The sequence below is a fragment of the Hyphomicrobiales bacterium genome, from assembly GCA_002869065.1.
Taxonomy (GTDB): domain Bacteria; phylum Pseudomonadota; class Alphaproteobacteria; order Rhizobiales; family Rhodobiaceae; genus Rhodobium.
Window position 1 is genome coordinate 392,330 of record PKTR01000002.1, and the last position, 21,557, is coordinate 413,886.

The following is a 21,557-nucleotide window of genomic DNA, read 5'->3' on the forward strand; positions in this document are numbered from 1 at the left end:
GCCCGCCGGCTCAGTCCGAGCTTGCCCGGATGGCGGCTTCGGCATCACGGATCGCGCGCGGCGTGCCGACATGCAGCCACACGCCTTCCATGCGGATGCCGAACAGGCGACCTTCCTCGAGCGCGCGATCAAACAGCACGTTGAGCGAGAACGGGCCTTCCGGCACGTCCTTGAACAGGCGCGGATGGAGGATCGCGGCGCCGGAATAGACGAAGGGCGCGACGGTGCGTTCGGCGCGGCGCTCAAGCACGCCGTCCGGCCCCATGGTGAAGTCGCCGTCGCCGTCATAGCCGGTGCTGACGACCGTGCTTGCAAGCAGCAGGAGACCGTCCATGCGCTCGTCGTCCCAGGTGTCCGCGAGGCGGCCGAGATTGGACTTCGCGCCTTCGATCCAGAAACTGTCGGAATTGAGCAGGTAGAACGGATCGTTTCCGAGCAGCGGCAGGGCCTTGGCGATGCCGCCGCCGGTTTCGAGCAATTGCCGGCGTTCATCCGAGATGACGATTCGGGGCTCCTGCCAGTGCCGCACATGCACTTCGACGAGGTCGGCGAGATAGTGGACGTTGACCACCACGGTCTCGACGCCATCGTTTGCCAAGCGGTCGATGTTGCGGTTGATCAGCGAGCGGCCGGCGACCTCGATCAGCGGCTTCGGCGTCGTCGCGGTCAGCGGGCGCATGCGCTTGCCGAGCCCGGCGGCCAGCACCATGGCGGTTTTCGGGGGAGCCCCTTTGGAAACGCAACTCATCGGTCGTCTCTGTTCGCGTACGGTCTTGCCGGCCCGCAATGCTCACGAACCGGTTGGGAGATGGCTCTCATACCAGAGCTTTAGGCCGGACAGAACCGGATGAGTCAATGACCGATAGAGATAATCACGCACGCGCGGGATATGGGCCAGATAGACGGGTTTGCCGTCGCGGTGATTCAATCGGGCGAAAATGCCGAGCACCTTGGTGGCGCGCTGGGCGGCCATGGTCGCGTAGGCTGCGGCGAAGGTATCCCGGTCGAAATCCGTATCGGCGGCGCGGCGGCGCTCAAGGTAGCGCGCGAACAGAACCTGTTCGAGCTCGGGCGGCACAGTGACGCGGGCGTCCTGCAGCAACGATGCGAGATCGTAGGCGGCGGGGCCGATGACGGCGTCCTGATAGTCGATGAGGCCGATGCGGGCCGGCCCTTCGCGCTCCGGCAGCCAGATCAGGTTCGGCGAGTGACAATCGCGCAGCACCCAGCTTTTTTCGGCCTGATCGAGCGCGTCGAAGCGCTCTCGCCACAGGGCGAGAAACTCATCGAGCGCAGCGCCATCGAGCTCGCCGCCCGTCATGTGCGGCACGTACCAGTCGGCGAGCAGGCGCACCTCGATGGTCAGCGCCGCCTCGTCATAGGGCGGGACATGATGGATCGAACCATCCGGCAGAGGAACACTGTCCGGCCAATCCAACCCATGTATGTCGGCGAGCACATCGGTCGCGACGCCATAGCGCTCGGCGATCGGGGCCCCCTCTTCGACGACGCCCTCGCCGCCCAAGTCTTCAAGCAGCAGCAGACCGGCATCGAGATCGTGGGCGAAGAGTTCGGGCGCGGAAAAGCCGTTCGCGCGCAGTGTCTCGCCGATGGCGACGAAGGGGCGGACGTCCTCGGCGAGACGGGCGATCTGCGAATAGGGCTTGCCGTCGGCGACCGGCGGGCCGTCGGGACGACGCGGCGCGTTCATCAGCACCGCATGCTCCCCGTCGCGGCGAATGCGCTCGTAGGAGCGGGTCGAGGCATCGCCCTGCAGATGGCGGCGCTCGGCGCCCGTCCAGCCAGCCTCGTCGAGGAAGGCGCGCAGGGCAAAGCTGCGAGAAAGCCGCTCGGCCCAGCCCTCGCCCACACTCGTCAGCGTCGCCCGGCGGGCGTCGCCCGCGCCGACGATTTCCAGCGACAGGATCAGCCGGTCGGCGGGCAGCAAACCATCGGCGCGGTCCGGCCATTCGATCAGAGCCGCGCCGATCTCCAGCGCGTCGTCGAAGCCGATCTCGTCGAGCTCCTCTGCCGACCCGAGGCGATAGAGATCGAAATGCACGACCGGAACCCGCAGCGCCTCATAGCTCTGGGCGATGGTGAAGGTCGGGCTCGGGACTTCGAGGAAAGCGTCGTCGGCAAGCGCACGCAACAAAGCCCGCGAGAAGGTCGTCTTGCCGGCGCCGAGATCGCCTTCCAGCGCGATGACATCGCCGGGCGCGAGCACCATGGCGATGTCTTCTGCAAGGCGGATTGTGGCGGCCTCATCGGCCAGATCACGGGTCAGGGAAAGGGGGGCGCTCATCGACGTCTCGGGCGCCAATCAGGAGGCGACTGCCGCATCGTCCGCGGCGGAGAAGCCTTCGGCGGCGCCGGCGGAGGAAGCTGCGGGCGACGCTTCGGCGCCGATGGCCGCCCCGAGTCTGTCAGACGGTTCGTTTTCTCCGTCTTCCGGCGTTTCCTCGCCGGCAAGCGCCGGGAAATGGCAGATCACGGTCACGCCATCACCGGCGCTCGATGTCAACTCGATGGAGCCGCCATGCAGTTCGACGAAGCTCTTGACGATCGAGAGGCCCAGGCCCGCGCCGCCGCGGCGGTTGCCTTCGGCGTGGCTGACGAAACGGTCGAAGACGGAGCCGACATGCTCGGCGGGGATGCCGCAACCATGGTCGCGCACCTCGAACCGCACGCCGCCGTTTTCGCGCGCGCAGGCGATCTCGACCGTACCGCCGTCCTCGGAAAAGCGAATGGCATTGGACAAGAGATTGAACAGCACCTGCCGGACGCGGGCGGCGTCGGCGCGGAAGCTGCCAATGCCCTCGGGGATGTCGGTCTTCAGCGAGATGTGCGTTTCCTGCAGGCGGTCCTGCACCCCTTCGACGGCACTCGCCACGGTGTCGGCGACGTCGACGTTGGAGAGGTCCAGTTCGATGATGCCGGCGTCAACGGTCGCGAGATCGAGAATGTCGTTGATGATCGCCAGAAGCGCCGAGCTCGAGGACAGGATATAGCCGGTATATTCGCGCTGCTTGTCGTTGAACTCGCCGGTCTTGGCGTCGCTCAGCAGTTCGGCAAAACCGATGATGTTGGTCAGCGGCGAGCGCAGCTCGTAGGACACATGCTGGACGAAGGCGTTCTTGAGCTGGTCGGCTTCCTGAAGCGCGTCGTTCTTTTCCAGCAGCGCGCGCTCGACATTCACCGTGTCGGTAACGTCAACGAAGGTGACCAGCGTCGCGCCGTCGGGCAGCGGCACGGTCGCGTAGTCATAGACCGAGCCGTCGGTGCGGTCGAAGCGGCCGGCGACGGCGGTGCGGGTGTCGGCGAGGCCGGCGATGGAGGCAAGCAGCGACTGCCACAGGGTCGGATCCTCGACGTTGCCGCGGCACCATTCGACGATGTCGTTGATGTGAACCTTGTCGCCGAGACGGTCGGCGCTGATCTGCCAGGCGTCGCAGAAGGCCGGATTGAACAGCCGCAGACGACCATCGGAGCCGAACACGGCGACACCTTCGGCGAGGTTTTCCAGCGTCTCGCCCTGCACCCGGCTCAGCGCGTTGTAGCGGCTTTGCAGGTCGAGTTGCTCGGTGACGTTTTCGTAAACGTAAGTGACGCCGCCCTGCGGATGCGGATTGGCGACGACGCGCAGCGTGCGGCCATCGGGCAGGTGCCACCAGTCTTCCTGGGTCTCGACGGCCTGATAAGCGGCCAGCGCGGTCTTCTTCCATTTGCGGAAATCGGCCTGCTCGGGAAGCTTGCGGTTCTGCCGCAGCACATCAAGCAGCGCACCTTCCTGCGGATTGCTTTCGAGGAAGGTGGTGTCGAGGCCCCACAGGTCGCGATAAGCGGCGTTGTAGAATTGCAGCCGCTGATCGGCGCCGAAGATCGCGACCGCGGTCGCCAGCTGGTCGAGAGTGCGGGCGTGGAACTCGGCGGTGCGGCGCAGATTGGTCTGAGCCTTTTCGAGTTCGTCGATATCGATGGCGATGCCGGCGCTGCCGGTCTCGGACTCGACATCGACGATGGAGAACGCGCGGCGATCGCCGGCGACGACGACGGGCAGCTGGCGCTGGTAGATACGGCTGGCGGTGCGGCTGTGGGCAATCTCGCGCAGGGTGCCGGCATCGAGCAGTTCGGAATGGCCGGAGACGACCGTTTCGGGCGACGCGGCCTCGACCGCGTTCGCATAGGCATCGTTGACCCAGACGAGGCGACCGACGGTGTCGCGCAGCCAGACCGGGTTTGGCAGCAGTTCGAGCAGGGAACGCATGTTGCCGACGGTCTCGACCAGCGCCGCGTGCTCCTCAAGCAGTTGCGCGTGAGCGCGCTGTTCGTCGTTGAGATCGCGGAACCGCACGACGGCGCGGCCGGCGGAGATGCGTCCGACAGCTTCGATCACATCGCCGCTCTGGGTGCGCAGGTAGAGCGCGAAGCGCTCGCCGGTGCGCCGCAATGACGACAGGACGGCATCGAGTTCGCCGGCGGATTCCGGCGACAGCCAGGTGCCGAAGGCGACAAAGGCGGTGCCGCTGCGCGGCGCGCCGGAAGTCTCCGACAGGCGGCCGACGACGGTCGGCGGGCTCGCGGGGCGATTCCACACGACGATGCGCTGGTCATCGGTGTCGAGCAGTGCCTCGGCCTGCTCCACGCTGGCGCGAAAATCCTCGATGCCCTGTTCCAGGCGGGCGATGTTTTCTTCCGAGCGGCGGCGGCCGCGAAGTAGCGCCATGGAGCTGACGACGGCGAAGCAAAGCGCGCCGATCAGCGAAACGATCCAGAGGATTTCGAGATAGCCGAGCCCCCGGCCCAACGAGTTGAAGGTTACCGCGCCGGATGCCGGTGCCGACAAGACCGAAGTGCCCAGTATGGTGCTAACGGTGACCGCCCACGATCGCCACATCGTGCTTCGAATCCCTCTATGCCCCCCGCCATGCAAAGCCATGGGAAGGTCCTTTCCGCCGCTGGAAGCCCTTTGAAAAACGCTGTGCGAACCGGGCTTCGGTGCCTCTTCGAAACGCCTGATTCGGGTCACCATACCGCGTTCTGGAATCGCGCTGTAGAGTCCAGAACGGGAACGGATTTTTTTGCGCTTCCCACGATGCCGGCGGTGAGCGTCGACGGCCACAGGGCTTGTGCGATGCAGCAACGGGCACGGCGACTTTCGGCAACGACGCCCCGGGGCGTGCAGACCGACAAGGCAAATCGTTTTCGAGGCAAATGTTTTTCGGCTGACGGTGCGCGTGGGCGGGCGATTTTCGAGCCGCTCGCGAGCCCGCAAAACGAACGCCCCCGGCGCGGTGTGTCGCGTCGGGGGCGCTGAATTTTTTCGTCGCGACGGGCATACCCGGATGGGGATAACCCGGATCGACAGGTCAGTACTTGTAGAGATCCGACTTGAACGGACCGGTCTCGGACACGCCGATATAGGCAGCCTGTTCCGGCGTCAGGGTCGACAGGGTGACGCCGAGCTTGTCGAGGTGCAGACGGGCGACCTTTTCGTCGAGGTGCTTGGGCAGCACGTAGACTTCGTTCTTGTACTGGTCGTTGCGGGTCCACAGTTCGATCTGGGCAAGCACCTGGTTGGTGAACGATGCCGACATGACGAAGCTCGGGTGACCGGTGGCGTTGCCGAGATTGACCAGACGGCCTTCGGACAGAAGCAGCATGCGGGTGTCATCCGGGAAGGTGATCATGTCGACCTGCGGCTTGACGTTGTTCCACTTGAAGTTCTTCAGGCCGGCGACCTGAATTTCGTTGTCGAAGTGGCCAATGTTGCAGACGATCGCCATGTCCTTCATCGCCCGCATGTGGTCGACGGTGATGACGTCCTTGTTGCCGGTCGCGGTGACGAAGATGTCGGCCATCGGCGCGGCCTCTTCCATGGTCTTGACCTCGAAGCCGTCCATCGCGGCCTGCAGGGCGCAGATCGGGTCGATCTCGGTGACCATGACGCGGGCGCCGGCACCGGCCAGCGACTGGGCCGAGCCCTTGCCGACATCGCCATAGCCGGCGACGCAGGCGACCTTGCCGGCCATCATGACGTCGGTGGCGCGGCGGATGCCGTCGACGAGCGATTCACGGCAGCCATAGCGGTTGTCGAACTTCGACTTGGTGACGGAGTCGTTGACGTTGAAGGCCGGGAACGGCAGGTCGCCGCGTTCCTGCATCTGGTAGAGACGCATGACGCCGGTGGTGGTCTCTTCGGAAACGCCGCGAATGTTGCCACGCACCTTGGAGAACCAGCCCGGGTTCTTTTCCAGCCGGCGACGGATGGCGGCGTACAGCGCCTCCTCTTCCTCGCTGTGCGGATTGTCGAGCACGGTCGGATCGGTCTCGGCCTTGGCGCCGAGGATGACCATCAAGGTGGCGTCGCCGCCGTCGTCGAGGATCATGTTGGCGGTCTCGCCGTTGCCCCAGTCGAGGATGCGGTCGGCGTAGTCCCAGTATTCCTCAAGGGTCTCGCCCTTTTCGGCAAAGACCGGAATGCCGGCCTTGGCAATCGCGGCAGCGGCGTGGTCCTGGGTCGAGAAGATGTTGCACGAGGCCCAGCGAACCTCGGCGCCGAGCGCGACCAGCGTCTCGATCAGCACCGCGGTCTGGATGGTCATGTGCAGCGAGCCGGCGATGCGGGCGCCCTTCAGCGGCTGGGCCTTGCCGAATTCCTCGCGCGAGGCCATCAGGCCCGGCATTTCGGTTTCGGCGATGGTGATTTCGGTGCGGCCCCAATCGGCGAGGCCAAGGTCCTTGACGTGATATTCGGCGGTCATGTGTATCAGCTCCTTGCGGTCGGCCCTTTTGAGCGGGCCCCGCCTCGTCGCCTGGGAAGACGGGCGGATGCCGTGCATTTCGCACGGCGGAAAATGAGAGACGGCGTGGCGACGGCGGCGTGGCGATACGTCCGTTCAGGCCGCACGGCCGGTCCATACCGGGCCTCTAACGCAATTCCCCGGACAAAGCAATAGAGATATAAAGATTTCTTTATGTCTTATGGTTTCCAGACCGGAAACGGTGCGGAATCCGGGCGAAGGCGGATGCGATTGCAGCCACGCCCGCAGCAAACTCCGCCTCCGCTGTTTCGCCTTCCGGCCGGCGCGCACTTGCCATCGGCTCCGGCGCGAGAGCTGTTGAGAGCGCCTGCAGCGTTGCAACCGCGCGTGCAAGAATGGCGAGATCAATGGTCTTGCCAATCGCCAGTTCGATCAGGTTGACGGCAATCGCGGCGCGCCGGGCGAGCATCCGCCGATGCATCGCACTGCCGGCGGCCTGCGGGTCGGAAAACGTCGCAAAGCCGACGGGCAGCTCCTTCAGCCGCTCCAGCGCATCGCGTAACGGGCCGACCGCGCGGGCAACGGCAAAGATGCCCTCTTCCACCTCGGCACGATCGATCCGCCTTTGGACTTGCGACGGCTGCCGGTCACCCTCGCCACCGAAAAGTGCCGCCGTCTCAACCGCTGCGGCGATAAGGGCGTGAAACGCTGCTTCGAATTCCGGCGCCCCGAGCGCATTTAACGGCATCGCCTTCAATAGGCGAACGAGATCGGCGACATCCGCTTCCAGATCGGCCGCGACCGGTGGCATGTCGGGTGCGCCCTCAAACGGCACGCGGGCAAGCCGGTAGATCGTCTCAAGCGCGAGTTCGAGATCCTCGGGAACGACACGGCGATCCTGCGGCCAGGCCTCGACAACGGCGTCGGCTGCCGCGCGCAAGCCGGCCATCGCGGCCATTTGTTCGGACGTAAAGGGATCGGAAGGAAACGACGCCATCGGCGAGAGGGGATCAGTCGAATTCGTCGAAACCGCTTTCGACCAGTTCGGTGATGGCTTCGAGAGCCTCGTCGGCCTCGCGGCCCGAGACCGCCAGGCGGATCTTGGCGCCGGGTGCGGCGGCCAGCATCATCAGGCCCATGATGGACGTTCCGCCGACGGTGTGACCGTCCTTGGTGACGGTGACGTTAGCGTCATACCGCTCGACGCATTTCACGAACTTTGCCGATGCGCGCGCATGCAGCCCGCGTTCGTTGACGATTACCAGATCACGTATGCGCACCGAGCGCGCATCGAGGAGTTCGTTCATTGCATGCCTGTCAGGACCTGACTTGCGACGCTGATATATTTTCGGCCGGATTCGCGCGCTTCGATGACCGCATCGGCCAACGGTTTTTCCTCGCGAATGCTGACCAGTTTTACCAGCATCGGCAGATTGACGCCGGCGACCACCTCGATCGGCTTGCCGTCCATCACCGAGATGGCGAGATTGGAAGGCGTGCCGCCGAACATATCCGTCAACACGACGACACCGGTGCCGTCGTCGACGCGGTCGACCGCCGCGATGATGTCTTCGCGGCGTTGCTCCATGTCGTCATCGGGGCCGATACAGATCGTTTCGATCCGTTCCTGCGGCCCGACCACATGCTCCAAAGCTGCCCGGAATTCTTCTGCCAGTCGCCCGTGGGTTACGAGTACAAGACCGATCATGGACCACCCGATTTTGTGTTCCTTCTGCAGACCGGTGGCTGGCTGGCAAGTCCGAGCCGCGGCTCCGCATGAACCCTCATCTTGGCGCATCGGTATGGCGGTGCAACAAAAAAATTCCGGATTTGTAATATTTCGTCACAAATCAGAGGACCGGCCGGTTGTCCCGCAACGCGTGGCCGATCAGGGCAAGAGCTTCGGCGCCGCAACCCGATACGGGCTGCCGGGCGAGCGAAACGCCCGCGATTTCAGCGGCGAAATCGCCGGTTTCGGGCATTCGCTGCAGCGCATCAACGGGGATGATATCAACCACAAGGCGAACAACCGCCGCCGGTTCGCAGGTTGTGGGCAAAATGCCGCGTCCGCGCACTTCGGCATAGCCGGCGATCGTTTCGGGCACGCGGGCAACGACGCGGCCGTTGCGGGCGTCCAGTTCAACACGATCATCGGCGACGAGACGGGCAAAGGTCCCGTTGCGCGCGGCCTCTGCGATGAGACGGGCGGCGAGCGTGCTCTTTCCCGCCCCCGAGGGGCCGCGGATCAGCACCCCGTCGGCCCCGATGACCACTGCACATGCATGGATGGTTTCTCCGGCCATGATCACCCCGCCGGCAGGCGAACGACGAAGCGGGCGCCGCTGACCGTCTTTTCGCCGGTTTCGGGATCGCGCTCGGTTCGGTTCGACGCGATAATCGTGCCGCGATGCGCTTCGACAATCTGTCGTGAGATCGACAAGCCGAGGCCGGAATTGTTGCCGAAGCCCTCCTGTTCGGGGCGATCGGTATAGAACCGTTCGAAGATGCGTTCGACCTGCTCGGCGCGAATGCCCGGGCCGTCATCCTCGACGGCTATCTCGATGAATTTGCGATCGCGCCGCGCCGATACCCGCACAACTCCATCGGGCGGCGAGAACGAGCGGGCGTTGTCGATCAGATTGGTGATCACCTGGGCGAGCCGGCTGTCATTGCCGCTGACCATGAACTGGCTGTGCTTCTCGTCCGGCGTCGGCTCGAGATGGAGCTCGATCGCCGCCCCCCGATCCTGGCGCAAATCGGCGGCGACGTTGGTCACGGCAATCAGCAACTGGGCGATATCGACCGGTTCGGCATCGGCGCGAGCAAGTTCGGCATCGAGCCGCGAGGCATCCGAGATGTCGCTGATCAACCGGTCGAGGCGGCGCACGTCATGCTGGATGATCTCGGTGAGCCGGTCGCGGGACTCGTCCGACTTCGCCAGCGGCAGCGTTTCGACGGCGCTGCGCAGCGAAGTCAGCGGGTTCTTCAGCTCATGCGCCACATCGGCGGCAAAGCTCTCGATGGCTGCGATGCGATCGTAGAGCGAATTGGTCATCACTCTCAGCGCCTGCGAGAGGTTGCCGATTTCGTCGTTGCGGTCGGAGAAGTCGGGGATCTCCTCGCGCGCCTTGATGCCGCGACGCACCCGCTCGGCCGCCGCCGCAAGCCGACGCAGGGGCGCCGCGATGGTGCCGGCGAGGATGATCGACAGCATCATTGTGACAGTCGCGGCAACCAGAAAGACGCGAAAGATCGCCCAGCGCTCGGCACGCACGATGGCATCGATGTCGCCGCCCTGTGTCGACAACAAGAGCGCGCCGAGCACGGTGCGGAAGCGCTTCACCGGAACCGCGACGAGGACGATCAACTCGCCCGTCTCACTGACGCGCACGATGCCCGCCGGCGAACCGGCCAGCGCGGTCTCCACTTCCGGGTAGCCCTTGCCGTTGGCGCTGCCGAGCTCGTTGTAGATCGGCATATCGGCGCTGCGCAGCCACATGCGGAGATGGTGCCACATCTCGTCGAAAAAGCCGGGTTCCTCGGCCTTCGGCGGCGGCAGATCGAAGCGCAGGATCTGACCGCGGCTCATCAGCATGCGCGAATCGAGCAGCAAGATGCCGTCCTGATCGTAGATGCGGGCGCGCGTCTTCGTCGGCGAGATCAGGCGGCGCAGGATCGGCGCGACGCGCTGCGGATCGATCGGGAAATCAAGCGCCTGCAGGGATTCCTCGACCGGTGCGATGCTCTCGCCGGCCTGCATCTCGAGCAGCCGGTCGGGGTCGATCGCGATCGCATCGCTGTCGATGGTGGTCGAGGCGGAAATCGCGCCGGCAATGATCTCGCCCTGGGTCAGCAGGCTTTCGACGCGGGCGTCGATCAGCCCGGCGCGGAACTGGTTGAGGTAGAGGATGCCGAGCACCATGGCGAGGAGGCCGGCGAGGTTCAGAACAAGAATGCGGCGGGTGATGCTGGAAAAGCCGTAGCGTCCGAACAGGCGGGAAAGCCGCGCACCCGTGCGTCGACGCAGCCGCGACCACAGGCCGGGCCGGCGCTTTTCCTGTTGTGCCTTTTCGGCTTGCGGTTCAGCCGTCATCGGGTCCGCCGTCGGGTCATGAATGGTCCGGCATCGGCGCGGATCGCGACGCCGGCGGCCTGCGCCAACGCGCCCCGTTCAAGGTCATACCGGTCCGCGGGATGCCAATTCCGGCGCCCTCAGATTTCCTTGAACCGGTAGCCGACACCATACAGGGTTTCGATCATGTCGAAATTGTCGTCCACCGATTTGAACTTCTTGCGCAGACGCTTGATATGGCTGTCGATCGTGCGGTCATCAACATAGACCTGATCGTCATAGGCGGCATCCATCAGCGCGTTGCGGCTCTTGACCACACCCGGGCGCTGCGCCAGCGCATACAGAATGAGGAATTCGGTGACCGTCAACGTCACCGGCAGCCCCTGCCAGGTGCAGGTGTGCCGCTCCTGATCCATCATCAGCTGGCCGCGTTCGATATTCGACGAGGAATTGACCGCCTTCGGGCCGGTCGCTTCGCGCGGCTGGACGCGGCGCAGAACCGCCTTGACCCGCTCCACCAACAGACGCTGCGAGAACGGCTTGTGGATGAAATCGTCGGCGCCCATCTTGAGGCCGAACAGCTCGTCGATTTCCTCGTCCTTGGAGGTGAGGAAGATCACCGGCATGTCGGTTTTCTGGCGCAATCGGCGCAGCAGCTCCATACCGTCCATACGCGGCATCTTGATGTCGAGAATGGCGAGATCGGGCGGGCGGGCGGACAGGCCGTCCAGCGCCGAAGCACCGTCGGTATAGGTCTCGACGCGGTAGCCCTCGGACTCAAGAGCGATGGACACCGAGGTGAGAATGTTGCGGTCGTCGTCGACGAGGGCAATGGTGGGCATGGGCAAAACCGTTCAATGGATACTCGGGCGGACGCTTTGCTACGCGCCCGAAGGCTCGAATCCGTGCAAAACCGCGCGAAATTAAGGCGCGCAACCATACTCCAGCCGCTTGCGCGGGACAAATGGTGCTGTCACCCCACTTTTGCGACCCCGAAACGCGCCCTCAGGCGCGGCGGATTTCGCCTTTTGTGATGTAGGCGAAACGCGGCAGAAGCATCATCAGCGACGTATAGATGCCGATGACGATGGCGGCAAACAACCCCGGCGGGCCATAACCGGCATAGATCGCGAGCGCGAAGGCAGACGGTATGCCAACACACCAGAAGGCGGCCGATTGCATGATCAGCGCCGCCCAGACATCACCGGCACCGCGCAAGGCACCCGTGGCGACGCCCATCGCGGCATCGGCGGACAGGGCGAAACCGGCGACGAAAATGGTCTGGCTGGTGATCGCCAGCACCGCCGGATCGTCGGTGAAGATCCGCGCCGCGGTGTTCGGCGACGAAATGAACAGGATCGCGAAGGGAATCGGTAAGACCGCGCCGATGCTTATCCCGGTCCAGCCGGCGCGCGCGGTATCGACCCGGTTGCCGCGGCCAACCGCATTGCCGACGCGGATCGCGGTCGCGCCCGCTGTGCCGATCGCCATCATGAAGACGAGCGTCAGCAGCGACATGGTGACCTGATGGGCGGCGGCGGCGGTCTTGCCGAGCGTGCCGGCGATGAGGACGACAGTCGCGAAGGCGGCGCTCTCGACGCCCTGGGCAAGGCCCATCGGCAGGCCGATGCTGCGGATGCGCTTGCCGACCGGGCCGGTCAGCGAGGTGCGCAGCGGCTTCGATTCCGCGAAGGCGGCAAGCACGCCGAATGGATCGCCATGGCGGCGGGCGAGAATGAGGATGACGCCGAAGGACACGGCGAAGGCGACCCAGCGCAGCGACGAACTGGCGATCACGGCGCCTTCGGCGCCGAGCGGCTCGACGAAGCCGAACCAGCCGAGCGCCAGAATGCCGTTCAACAACACGTTGACGACGTTCGCGCCGAGCATGATCCACATGCCGATGCGCGGATGGCCGGTCGCCTCGAGGAACAGATTGGTCGCAACGAACAGCAGAACGGCCGGCGAGCCCCAGGCGAATTGCTGCGTCACGACGGCGGCGCCTGCAGCCAGCTCCGGGAGCTGGCCGGTGGCGAGGAAGAAGGGCTCGGCGAAGAACGAGAAGATGAAGATCATGATGCCGAGCAGCAGGGCATGAAGCTGCGAGGCCAGCAGGATGGCGCCGGCACGTTCCGCCTCGCCTGCACCGACGGCCTGCGCGGTCAACACAACGGTCGACTGCAGCGCGCCGATCGAGATCAGCATGAGAACGAGCTGCGGGGCGATGCCGAGGCCGATATAGGCAAGCTCGGTCGAGCCGGCCCAGCCGGTCATGATCGTATCGACGGTGAACATGACGATCATCGCGGTGCGCGCGACGATGATCGGCGCGGCAAGCTCGAAGGTGCGCTTGATGTGATGACCGAGCGCCATCGGCTCGTCACCGACGGCGTCGGAATGAATCGTGGTCGGACGTCTCATGCGGGGCGGCTTCCTTCCGGCACATCTGTTCGGGGCGAGCGCATCGTCGCTCGTAGGGACAAGTGCCTCGGCACTTAAGTGGGCAAGTGCGTCGGCATCGCCGGAAACCGCCACGCGCCATGAAGGGCGCGCGGTCACAATAGCCAAAGCTTTGCGACACCGCGAGTGAGAATGCGATCACAAATCGTCACCGATCTTTGCCGCAAAGACCGACAATGGCATTGCCTGTGCGCAAGCTTGGGTTAGGCTCCCAAACTATGACACAGGACAATTTCTCCGCAGCCGACGAAAGCCGGCGCCTGGTGCGGCTGTCGCGCACCGCCGCACTCGCCACATTGCGCGGTGGCGCGCCCTATGCCTCACTGGTGACGGTCGCGACCGACCCCGACGGCTCGCCGATCCTTCTCCTGTCGGACCTTGCCGTGCACAGCCGTAATCTCGCCGCCGATGTGCGCGCCTCGCTGCTCTACGACACCCATGTGGACGGCGATCCGCTGACCGGTACCCGGGTGACCCTGTCGGGACGTCTGGAGCGTCTGTCGGGCGATGCCGCCAATCTGGACGTCACACGGCGCCGCTTCCTCGCCCGCCAGCCGGATGCCGCGCTCTATGCCGGCTTCAGCGATTTCGCCTTCTACCGGATGGCGCTCGACGATGCCCATCTGGTCGCCGGGTTCGGGCGGATCGTCGACCTCGCGCCTTCGGACCTCCTGATCGAGACCGCCGGCGCCGAAGCGCTGATCACCGAGGAAGAATCGCTGCTCGAAACGATCAACCGGGACCACGCACAGACCGTCGCAGCGCTTGCCGGCAATCCGGCCGACAGCGGCGCGGTCTGGAACGCGATCGGCTGCGATCCGGCCGGCCTCGATCTCGTTGCCGGCAACCGCACGGCGCGGCTTGATTTCGATACGCCGGTTCTGTCGGGCGATATGCTGCTGGGATGGCTTGAAAAACGGCGCACTTAGGTGCATCGCAAAAATCGGGTGCACTGCGGGAAAACGCCGCCGGGTTTTAAGATAGATCAATGCGGCCCAATGACGATTTTACGACGATAGACTGCCTTGTGTCCCCTAAGTCACTTTACTACGGTGCGTTGCGGCATTTTCGTGCGCGCGTGCGAATGACCGGCCCGGATAATTTCCGAAGGCGCGGTTTTCCTGCGGGCGGGCGGTATGGAATGTCGTCTGGGATTTGGCGTTTCCAGCGTTCGCGGACAGCGAGGGCTTGGAAATGAGGAGGTTGTGCGCGTCCGCGCGCATGGTGGTTGCGACTACGACAGGGAGATAGAGTCGTGCAGGAAACCGGCAAACGCAATCCGGCGGCAGGGGCCGATATGATCGGCCTGAAAGAGCTCGCCGCGGTCCATTGGAACTACAAGGAGCCCGCGCTCTACGGCGAGTCGATCCGGCGCGGCGAAGGTGTGCTCGCCTCCGGCGGCGCTCTGGTGGTCGAGACCGGCGTTCACACCGGCCGTTCGGCGAAGGACAAGTTCGTCGTACGCGAAGACGGCACCGAGGATCAGGTGTGGTGGGACAACAACGCGCCGATGAGCCGGGCGCATTTCGACGTCCTCTATGCCGACTTCATGGAACACGCCAAGGGGCTGGAGCTGTTCGCGCAGGATCTGTTCGGCGGCGCCGACCCGCGCTATCGCCTGCCGACCCGGGTGTTCTCGGAGTTCGCCTGGCACAATCTGTTCATTCGCAATCTTCTGATCCGCCCGTCCGATGACGATCTCGCGTCGTTCGACCCGGAACTGACCATTATCGACCTGCCGAGCTTCCGCGCCGATCCCGAGCGGCACGGCTGCCGCACCGAGACGGTGATTGCCTGCGACTTCGAGAACAAGCTCGTGCTGATCGGCGGCACCTCCTATGCCGGCGAGATCAAGAAGTCCGTCTTCACAATGCTCAACTACCTGCTGCCGCCGCAGAAGGTGATGCCGATGCACTGCTCGGCCAATGTCGGCCCGGCCGGCGACGCGGCGATCTTCTTCGGCCTGTCGGGCACCGGCAAGACGACCCTGTCGGCCGACGCGAGCCGCACCCTGATCGGCGACGACGAGCACGGCTGGGGCGCGGACGGCGTCTTCAACTTCGAAGGCGGCTGCTACGCCAAGATGATCAAGCTGTCGGCGGAAGCCGAACCGGAAATCCACGAAGCCTGCCAGCGCTTCGGCGCGGTGATGGAAAACGTCGTGCTCGACCCGGAAACCGGCACGCCGGATTTCGATGACGGCTCGAAGACGGAAAACACCCGTGGCGGGTATCCGATCCACTTCATCCCGAACGCGAGCGACACCGGCCAGGCGCCGCATCCGAAGAACATCATCATGCTGACGGCGGATGCCTTCGGCGTGCTGCCGCCGATCTCCAAGCTGACGCCGGCGCAGGCGATGTACCACTTCCTGTCGGGCTACACCGCCAAGGTCGCCGGCACGGAAAAGGGCATCACCGAACCGCAGGCGACCTTCTCGACCTGCTTCGGCGGTCCGTTCATGCCGCGTCACCCGTCGGTCTACGGCAACCTCCTGCGCGAGCACATCGCCGAGCACGACGTCGATTGCTGGCTGGTCAACACCGGCTGGACCGGCGGCGCCTACGGCACCGGCCACCGCATGCCGATCAAGGAAACCCGCGCGCTGCTCACCGCCGCGCTCGACGGTTCGCTGAAGAATGTCGAATTCCGCACCGACCCGTCCTTCGGCTTCGAGGTTCCGGTCGCCGTCCATGACGTCGACACCTCGATCCTCGATCCGCGCAGCACCTGGGACGACAAGGACGCCTACGACGCGCAGGCGGCCAAGCTGGTGCAGATGTTCGTCGACAACTTCGCCAAGTTCGAGACCCATGTCGACGCCGCCGTGCGCGACGCGGCGCCGAGCGTGAAGGCGGCCGCGGAATAGATTTCGGCCGCATCCTCGAGATCGAAAGGCCCGCCGCTTTGGCGGGCCTTTTTTATTGCCGCAGCGCCGGCGAATAGCCGGGATGGGCGCGTGATTTGCCGGCGATGATCCGCTAAGGTCGCGCCACGGGGACGACATACCTATCCGAACAGCTGAGAGCCGCGCGGCGGCGCGAGGAGAGTGTTTCGTGATCGATGCGACCATGTTCGGCGGCGATATCGCCGGTTTCTTCCTGTGGTGGGCGCTGGTTCTTGCCGCCCATCTGGCGGTCATCTTCCCCGTCGGCTTCGTGCTGACCGCGCTCAACAAGCGCCATCCCGACCGGCGTATCCAGAAGCGCACCGGCGAACACCGCACCAACAAGGAAATCCTCGCCGCGATGCCCGCCGTCATCACCTCGAGCGGGCTCCTTTCCTTCGGCATGTTCGCGCAGGCAAAGGGCTGGACGATCGCGCCGTACGGCCTCACCGACTGGCAGGCCTATCTCTGCCTGCTCGCCTCGATGGCGCTGTTCGACGCGTGGTTCTTCTTCGCCCATTGGGGCCTGCACACCAAGCCGCTCTACCCGTTCCATCTGCTGCACCACCGCAGCGTCGCGCCGACGCCGTGGAGCAACGATTCCTCCTCTGTTGTCGACACGCTTCTGTCGCACAGCTTTTACGCGCTGGTGCTGTTCGTGCTGCCGCTGCCGATCGAACTGCTCATCGTGCACCGGCTGTACGACCAGGTGACCGGCATGATCGGCCACAGCGGATTCGAGTTCTTCGCCTCGCGCAGTGCGCGCTGGCCCTCGATCATGGTCTGCACCACCTATCACGACCTGCACCATTCCGAGTTCCACTACAATTTCGGCAATTTCACCTCGATGTGGGACCGGCTGTTCGGCACGCTTCACCCGAATTACGACCAGATCGTCAGGGAAATCGAGGAAACCGGCACGACGGAACCGGCGCGACGGCTCGCCAAGGTGAAAAGATAACCTCCCCTGTTGCGGGCGATTGCGTAACGCCCGCGAAACGAAGACAGTAGGCAAATTGCACGGCCCGTCCCGGGCGCGTGCGGGGAGGATTTTTGATGTCCGACACTGATGCGGCAACCGAACTGGGCGACCCGCTCGCCGTCGCCGAAACCTGGTGCGCCGAGGGCCGCGCAGTAGCGCTTGCGACCGTCGTCGAGACCTGGGGCTCGGCGCCGCGTCCGGTCGGCTCGCCGCTCGTCATCGACGAGGAAGGCAATTTCGAGGGCTCGGTTTCAGGCGGCTGTGTCGAGGGCGCGGTGATCACCGAAGCACTCGACGTGATCGCCGACGGCAAGCCGCGCATGCTCGAATTCGGCGTCGCCGACGAGACCGCCTGGCGGGTCGGGCTTTCCTGCGGCGGACGCATCCGCGTCTTCGTCGAACCGCTGACCGGGAGCGCGCACTGATCATGGCGCCGATTGAAACGCTTTACGCCTTCGCGCTGGCGACACTGCTGTTTGCCTATATGCCCGGCCCAGCGCTGCTCTACACCGCCGCGCAGACGATCTCGCGCGGCCGCCGCGCTGGCCTTCTCGCCGCGCTCGGCATCCATGTCGGCTGCTATGTGCATGTGCTCGGCGCCGTGCTTGGCCTGTCCGCACTGTTCGCGCTGGTGCCGACGCTCTATGCGGCGCTGAAACTGGCCGGCGGTGCCTATCTCGTCTGGCTCGGCATCCAGATGTTCCGCAGTAAGTCCCGTCCCGGCGAACCGGTGCCGGAGCTGCCGCCGCGCTCGGCAAAGCGGGCCTTTTTCGACAGCGTCATCGTCGAGCTTCTGAACCCGAAAGTGGCGCTTTTCTTCATTGCCTTCCTGCCGCAATTCGTCGATCCCGCCGCCGCCTTCCCGATCTGGATGCAATTCCTGATCCTCGGCATGATCGTCAATGTGTCGTTCAGCTCGGCCGATCTGGTGACGGTGTTCTTCGCGTCCGAAGTGGCGCGGCGACTGTCGCGCTCGACCCGCTGGCAGAACGGCTTGCGCAAGGCCGGCGGCGCGCTCTTGATCGGGCTTGGCGTCAAACTGGCGGCCGAGAGGAGCTGACCCCATGGAGATCGATCTTCTCAACCGGATGAATGCGGCCCGACGGGCACGCAAGGCCGTCATCCGCGTGACCGCGATGGATGGCAGCGAGGACCGGCTGGTGCTCGACAGCGACGACCTTGCCGGCGATCTGCTCGGCGAGGAACTGACGCGGCGCTTTCGCTCGGCCAAATCCGGCATGATCGAGGTCGAGGGCGCAGCAGGCGACGAACCGCGCCGGCTGTTCCTCACCGTGCACGTGCCGCCGCCGCGCCTCGTCATCGTCGGCGCAGTGCACATCTCGCAGGCGCTTGCGCCGATGGCGGCGATTGCCGGGCTCGACGTGCTGATTGTCGATCCGCGCACCGCCTTTGCGACGCCCGAGCGCTTTCCGAACATGACGCTCTTGGCCGAATGGCCGGTCGACGTGATGGATCGCCTCGCCTTCGACCGCTACACCGCGCTTGCCGCCGTGACGCACGATCCGAAGATCGACGACGAACCGCTGAAGGCGGCGCTCACCACGGGCTGCTTCTATGTCGGTGCGCTCGGCAGCCGCAAGACGCACGCAAAACGCATCGACCGGCTGAGCGAAGCCGGGCTCGACGCGGCGACACTTGCGCGCATCAACGCGCCGATCGGGCTCGATATCGGCGCCGCAAGCCCGGCCGAGATCGCCGTCTCGGTGCTCGCGCAGATCATCGAAGCGCTGCGTAAGCCGCGTGACGGAGCGAACGGGTGAAGTTCGGCCCGGTCTCAGTCGACAACGCTGAGGGCGCGATCCTTGCCCATTCGCTCGGCCTGACCAAAGGCGCGATCAAGAAGGGCACGGTGCTCGGCGCCGCCGACATCGAACGGCTCAAGGCGGCCGGCCACAGCGAGGTCATCGTTGCGCGGCTGGAGCCCGGCGACGTGCATGAGGACGAGGCTGCGAAACGCCTCGCCGCGGCGTTTGCCGGCGGCAACGCCGTTACCGAGGCGCCGTTCACCGGCCGGGTCAATCTGCATGCCGGGGCCGCCGGACTGTTGCGGGTCGACAAGGCCGGCATCGACCGGCTCAACCGACGCGATCCGGCGATCACCGTGGCAACGCTCGCCGACTTCGAGGCCGTCGAGGACGGCCGGCTTATCGCCACCGTCAAGATCATCCCCTATGCGGTGCCCGGCGGCGCGCTCGATGCCGCGCTTACCGATCTCGGCGAAACCGGTCCGCTGATCGAGGTTCTGCCGTTCAGGGCACTGAAGGTCGGGGTGATCTCGACGCTGCTACCGGGGCTCAAACCGTCGATCGTTGAAAAGACATTGCGCGTACTCGGCGAACGGCTGGCGCCCGCCGGCGCGACCATCGTCGCCGATGAACGCATCGCCCATGACGAAGCGGCGGTGGCGGGCGCGCTTGGTGTCCTGAAAGGCATGGGCGTCGACCTCATCGTGATGTTCGGTGCATCCGCCGTCGTCGACCGGCGCGACGTGCTTCCCGCCGGCATCGAGGCGGCCGGCGGTGCGATTGTCCATTTCGGCATGCCGGTCGATCCGGGCAATCTGCTCCTGGTCGCCGATCTGGACGGACTGCCGGTGCTTGGCGCGCCGGGTTGCGCCCGCAGCCCGAAGGAGAACGGTTTCGACTGGGTGCTGGCGCGGCTTCTCGCCGGCGTGCCGGTCACCACAGACGACATCACCGGGATGGGCGTCGGGGGGCTCCTGATGGAAATCGTGTCGCGGCCGCAGCCGCGCGAAGTGCCGGTGGAAAGCAGCGGTGCGCCGAAAGTCGCGGCGCTCGTGCTTGCCGCCGGCCAGTCGCGCCGCATGGGTGCGGCCAACAAACTCGCCAGCACGATCGGCGGCAAGCCGATGGTCCGTATCGCGGCGGAGGCGGCGTTGGCGAGTGCGGCAACGTCCGTGACCGTCGTCACCGGTCACGAGCCCGAGACGGTGCACGCCGCGCTTGCCGACCTCGACGTCGCCTTTGCGCATAACCCCGATTTCGCCGACGGACTTTCGACCTCGCTCGCGACCGGGCTTGCCGCGCTGCCCGACGATGTCGACGCGGTCGTCGTCATGCTCGCCGACATGCCGCAGGTGACGCCGGAAATCGTCGACCGGCTGATCGCAGCCTACGATCCCGCAGCGGGCGCGCTGATCGTGCTGCCGACATTCGAGAAGAAGCGCGGCAACCCGGTTTTGTGGTCGCGACGGTTCTTCGACGAATTGAAAGCCATCACCGGCGATGTCGGCGCGCGCCATGTGCTTGGCCGCTATCCCGACGCCATCGCCGAAGTGGAAATCGGCGCTGGTGTCGCGCTCGACATCGACACACCGGAAGCGCTGGCGGCCGCGGGCGGGCAGCTCCCCAAAAAAGAACAAGATTGAGGAAACGAGCATGGATCTCGGACAAAAACTCGCCGGCAAGCGGCTGCTGATCACCGGGGCATCGAGCGGCATCGGCGCCCATCTGGCGCTTCTGGCCGCGCGCTGTGGGGCGCATGTCGCGGTTGCGGCGCGTCGACGCGAGCGGCTTGAAAAGCTGGTCGGAGAGCTACGCGAGGCCGGTGCGGCAAGCGCGCTGGCGGTGTCGCTCGACGTCAGCGATCCGGCCTCGATCAAAGCCTGCGCGGCGAAGGCCTTCCAGACGTTCGACGGGCTCGACGTGCTGGTCAACAATGCCGGTGTTTCAGGCGGCGGCCTCGCCCTCGATACCAAGCTTGCGGACTTTGACGACGTCATGAACGTCAATCTGCGCGGCCCCTGGCAGATGGCGGTCTCGACCGCACGGCAGTGGCGCGAGAACGGCGAGCCGGGCATCGTCATCAACACCGCGTCGATCCTCGGTTTCGGCGTGTCGGCCGGGCTTGCACCCTATTCGGTTTCGAAAGCCGCGATCATTCAGATGACGAAGGCGTTGGCGCTCGAATGGGCGCGCCACAACATCCGCGTCAACGCGCTGGCGCCGGGCTATTTCGAGACGGAAATCAATGCCGGCTATTTCGACACCGCCGCCGGCGAGAAGATGGTCGCGCGCATCCCCATGCGACGTATCGGAAACCTGCCGGAACTGGACGGACCGTTCATGCTGCTTGCGACCGACGCCTCGTCCTTCATGACCGGAACGGTGCTGACCGTCGACGGCGGGCATCTGGTGTCGGATCTGTAGAAAAAGTGCGTCGGTTGGCATTCCATCGCCTCCCCAAGCACGGCGTCATGCCGGACTTGATCCGGCATCCAATGGCGTTGGCTGTCTGTAAATGTGCCGGCATACCGTGTCGAAGCGGGCAATGGATGCCGGGTCTCCGCCCGGCATGACGGGAGTTTCAAAGGCTCTTCCCTGCCCAAACAGCTATGCGACCCAACGCTTT

19 protein-coding genes are annotated in these 21,557 nt (G+C 65.1%); 8 read left to right on the forward strand and 11 right to left on the reverse strand.

Annotation, left to right across the window (positions count from 1 at the left end; genetic code table 11):
• Positions 1-10 precede the first annotated feature (10 nt).
• From C0606_05535 to C0606_05585, 11 genes are all read right to left on the reverse strand, one after another.
• Complete coding sequence (locus C0606_05535; GenBank protein PLX37738.1) at positions 11-709, reverse strand: mannose-1-phosphate guanylyltransferase; 699 nt, start codon at positions 707-709, stop codon at positions 11-13.
• Between the two features lie 81 nt (positions 710-790).
• On the reverse strand, positions 791-2,305 hold the full coding sequence (locus C0606_05540) for a tRNA (adenosine(37)-N6)-threonylcarbamoyltransferase complex ATPase subunit type 1 TsaE (GenBank protein PLX38693.1): 1,515 nt from the start codon (positions 2,303-2,305) through the stop codon (positions 791-793).
• Positions 2,306-2,323: 18 nt separating this feature from the next.
• Complete coding sequence (locus C0606_05545; protein PLX37739.1) at positions 2,324-5,032, reverse strand: two-component sensor histidine kinase; 2,709 nt, start codon at positions 5,030-5,032, stop codon at positions 2,324-2,326.
• Between the two features lie 337 nt (positions 5,033-5,369).
• Positions 5,370-6,764, reverse strand: coding sequence for an adenosylhomocysteinase (locus C0606_05550; GenBank protein ID PLX37740.1), 1,395 nt, complete (start codon positions 6,762-6,764; stop codon positions 5,370-5,372).
• Between the two features lie 211 nt (positions 6,765-6,975).
• Positions 6,976-7,713, reverse strand: coding sequence for a hypothetical protein (locus tag C0606_05555; GenBank protein ID PLX37741.1), 738 nt, complete (start codon positions 7,711-7,713; stop codon positions 6,976-6,978).
• Positions 7,714-7,774: 61 nt separating this feature from the next.
• On the reverse strand, positions 7,775-8,071 hold the full coding sequence (locus C0606_05560) for an HPr family phosphocarrier protein (protein ID PLX37742.1): 297 nt from the start codon (positions 8,069-8,071) through the stop codon (positions 7,775-7,777).
• A complete protein-coding gene (locus tag C0606_05565; GenBank protein PLX37743.1) occupies positions 8,068-8,472 on the reverse strand; it encodes a PTS fructose transporter subunit IIA in 405 nt (134 codons plus the stop codon). Before C0606_05565 ends, C0606_05560 begins: the two co-directional genes overlap by 4 nt.
• Before the next feature lie 142 nt (positions 8,473-8,614).
• Positions 8,615-9,067 carry a serine/threonine protein kinase gene (locus C0606_05570; protein ID PLX37744.1) on the reverse strand — a complete coding sequence of 151 codons (453 nt, stop codon included), beginning with the start codon at positions 9,065-9,067 and terminating at the stop codon, positions 8,615-8,617.
• Between the two features lie 2 nt (positions 9,068-9,069).
• A complete protein-coding gene (locus tag C0606_05575; GenBank protein ID PLX37745.1) occupies positions 9,070-10,857 on the reverse strand; it encodes a histidine kinase in 1,788 nt (595 codons plus the stop codon).
• A 119-nt stretch (positions 10,858-10,976) separates the two neighbouring features.
• Positions 10,977-11,678, reverse strand: coding sequence for a DNA-binding response regulator (locus C0606_05580; GenBank protein ID PLX37746.1), 702 nt, complete (start codon positions 11,676-11,678; stop codon positions 10,977-10,979).
• A gap of 163 nt (positions 11,679-11,841) precedes the next feature.
• Positions 11,842-13,257, reverse strand: coding sequence for a hypothetical protein (locus tag C0606_05585; GenBank protein ID PLX37747.1), 1,416 nt, complete (start codon positions 13,255-13,257; stop codon positions 11,842-11,844).
• A gap of 215 nt (positions 13,258-13,472) precedes the next feature.
• Here C0606_05585 and C0606_05590 point away from each other — a divergent pair, with 215 nt between their 5' ends.
• From C0606_05590 to C0606_05625, 8 genes are all read left to right on the forward strand, one after another.
• On the forward strand, positions 13,473-14,225 hold the full coding sequence (locus C0606_05590; GenBank protein PLX37748.1) for a pyridoxamine 5'-phosphate oxidase: 753 nt from the start codon (positions 13,473-13,475) through the stop codon (positions 14,223-14,225).
• 326 nt (positions 14,226-14,551) lie between these two features.
• The gene (locus tag C0606_05595; GenBank protein PLX37749.1) at positions 14,552-16,165 is read left to right on the forward strand and encodes a phosphoenolpyruvate carboxykinase (ATP); all 1,614 of its coding nucleotides are present in this window, start codon (positions 14,552-14,554) and stop codon (positions 16,163-16,165) included.
• A 202-nt stretch (positions 16,166-16,367) separates the two neighbouring features.
• The gene (locus C0606_05600; GenBank protein PLX38694.1) at positions 16,368-17,144 is read left to right on the forward strand and encodes a desaturase; all 777 of its coding nucleotides are present in this window, start codon (positions 16,368-16,370) and stop codon (positions 17,142-17,144) included.
• Positions 17,145-17,239: 95 nt separating this feature from the next.
• Complete coding sequence (locus C0606_05605; protein ID PLX37750.1) at positions 17,240-17,590, forward strand: XdhC/CoxI family protein; 351 nt, start codon at positions 17,240-17,242, stop codon at positions 17,588-17,590.
• A gap of 2 nt (positions 17,591-17,592) precedes the next feature.
• Positions 17,593-18,225: an amino acid transporter gene (locus tag C0606_05610; GenBank protein ID PLX37751.1), complete on the forward strand. Its 633-nt coding sequence runs from the start codon at positions 17,593-17,595 to the stop codon at positions 18,223-18,225.
• 4 nt (positions 18,226-18,229) lie between these two features.
• The gene (locus C0606_05615; GenBank protein ID PLX37752.1) at positions 18,230-18,946 is read left to right on the forward strand and encodes an XdhC/CoxF family protein; all 717 of its coding nucleotides are present in this window, start codon (positions 18,230-18,232) and stop codon (positions 18,944-18,946) included.
• Positions 18,943-20,574, forward strand: a complete 1,632-nt coding sequence (locus C0606_05620; GenBank protein ID PLX37753.1) for a 4-diphosphocytidyl-2C-methyl-D-erythritol kinase — start codon at positions 18,943-18,945, stop codon at positions 20,572-20,574. The genes C0606_05615 and C0606_05620 overlap by 4 nt, the downstream gene beginning before the upstream one ends.
• A 10-nt stretch (positions 20,575-20,584) precedes the next feature.
• Positions 20,585-21,355: a 2-deoxy-D-gluconate 3-dehydrogenase gene (locus C0606_05625; protein PLX37754.1), complete on the forward strand. Its 771-nt coding sequence runs from the start codon at positions 20,585-20,587 to the stop codon at positions 21,353-21,355.
• Positions 21,356-21,557 lie beyond the last annotated feature (202 nt).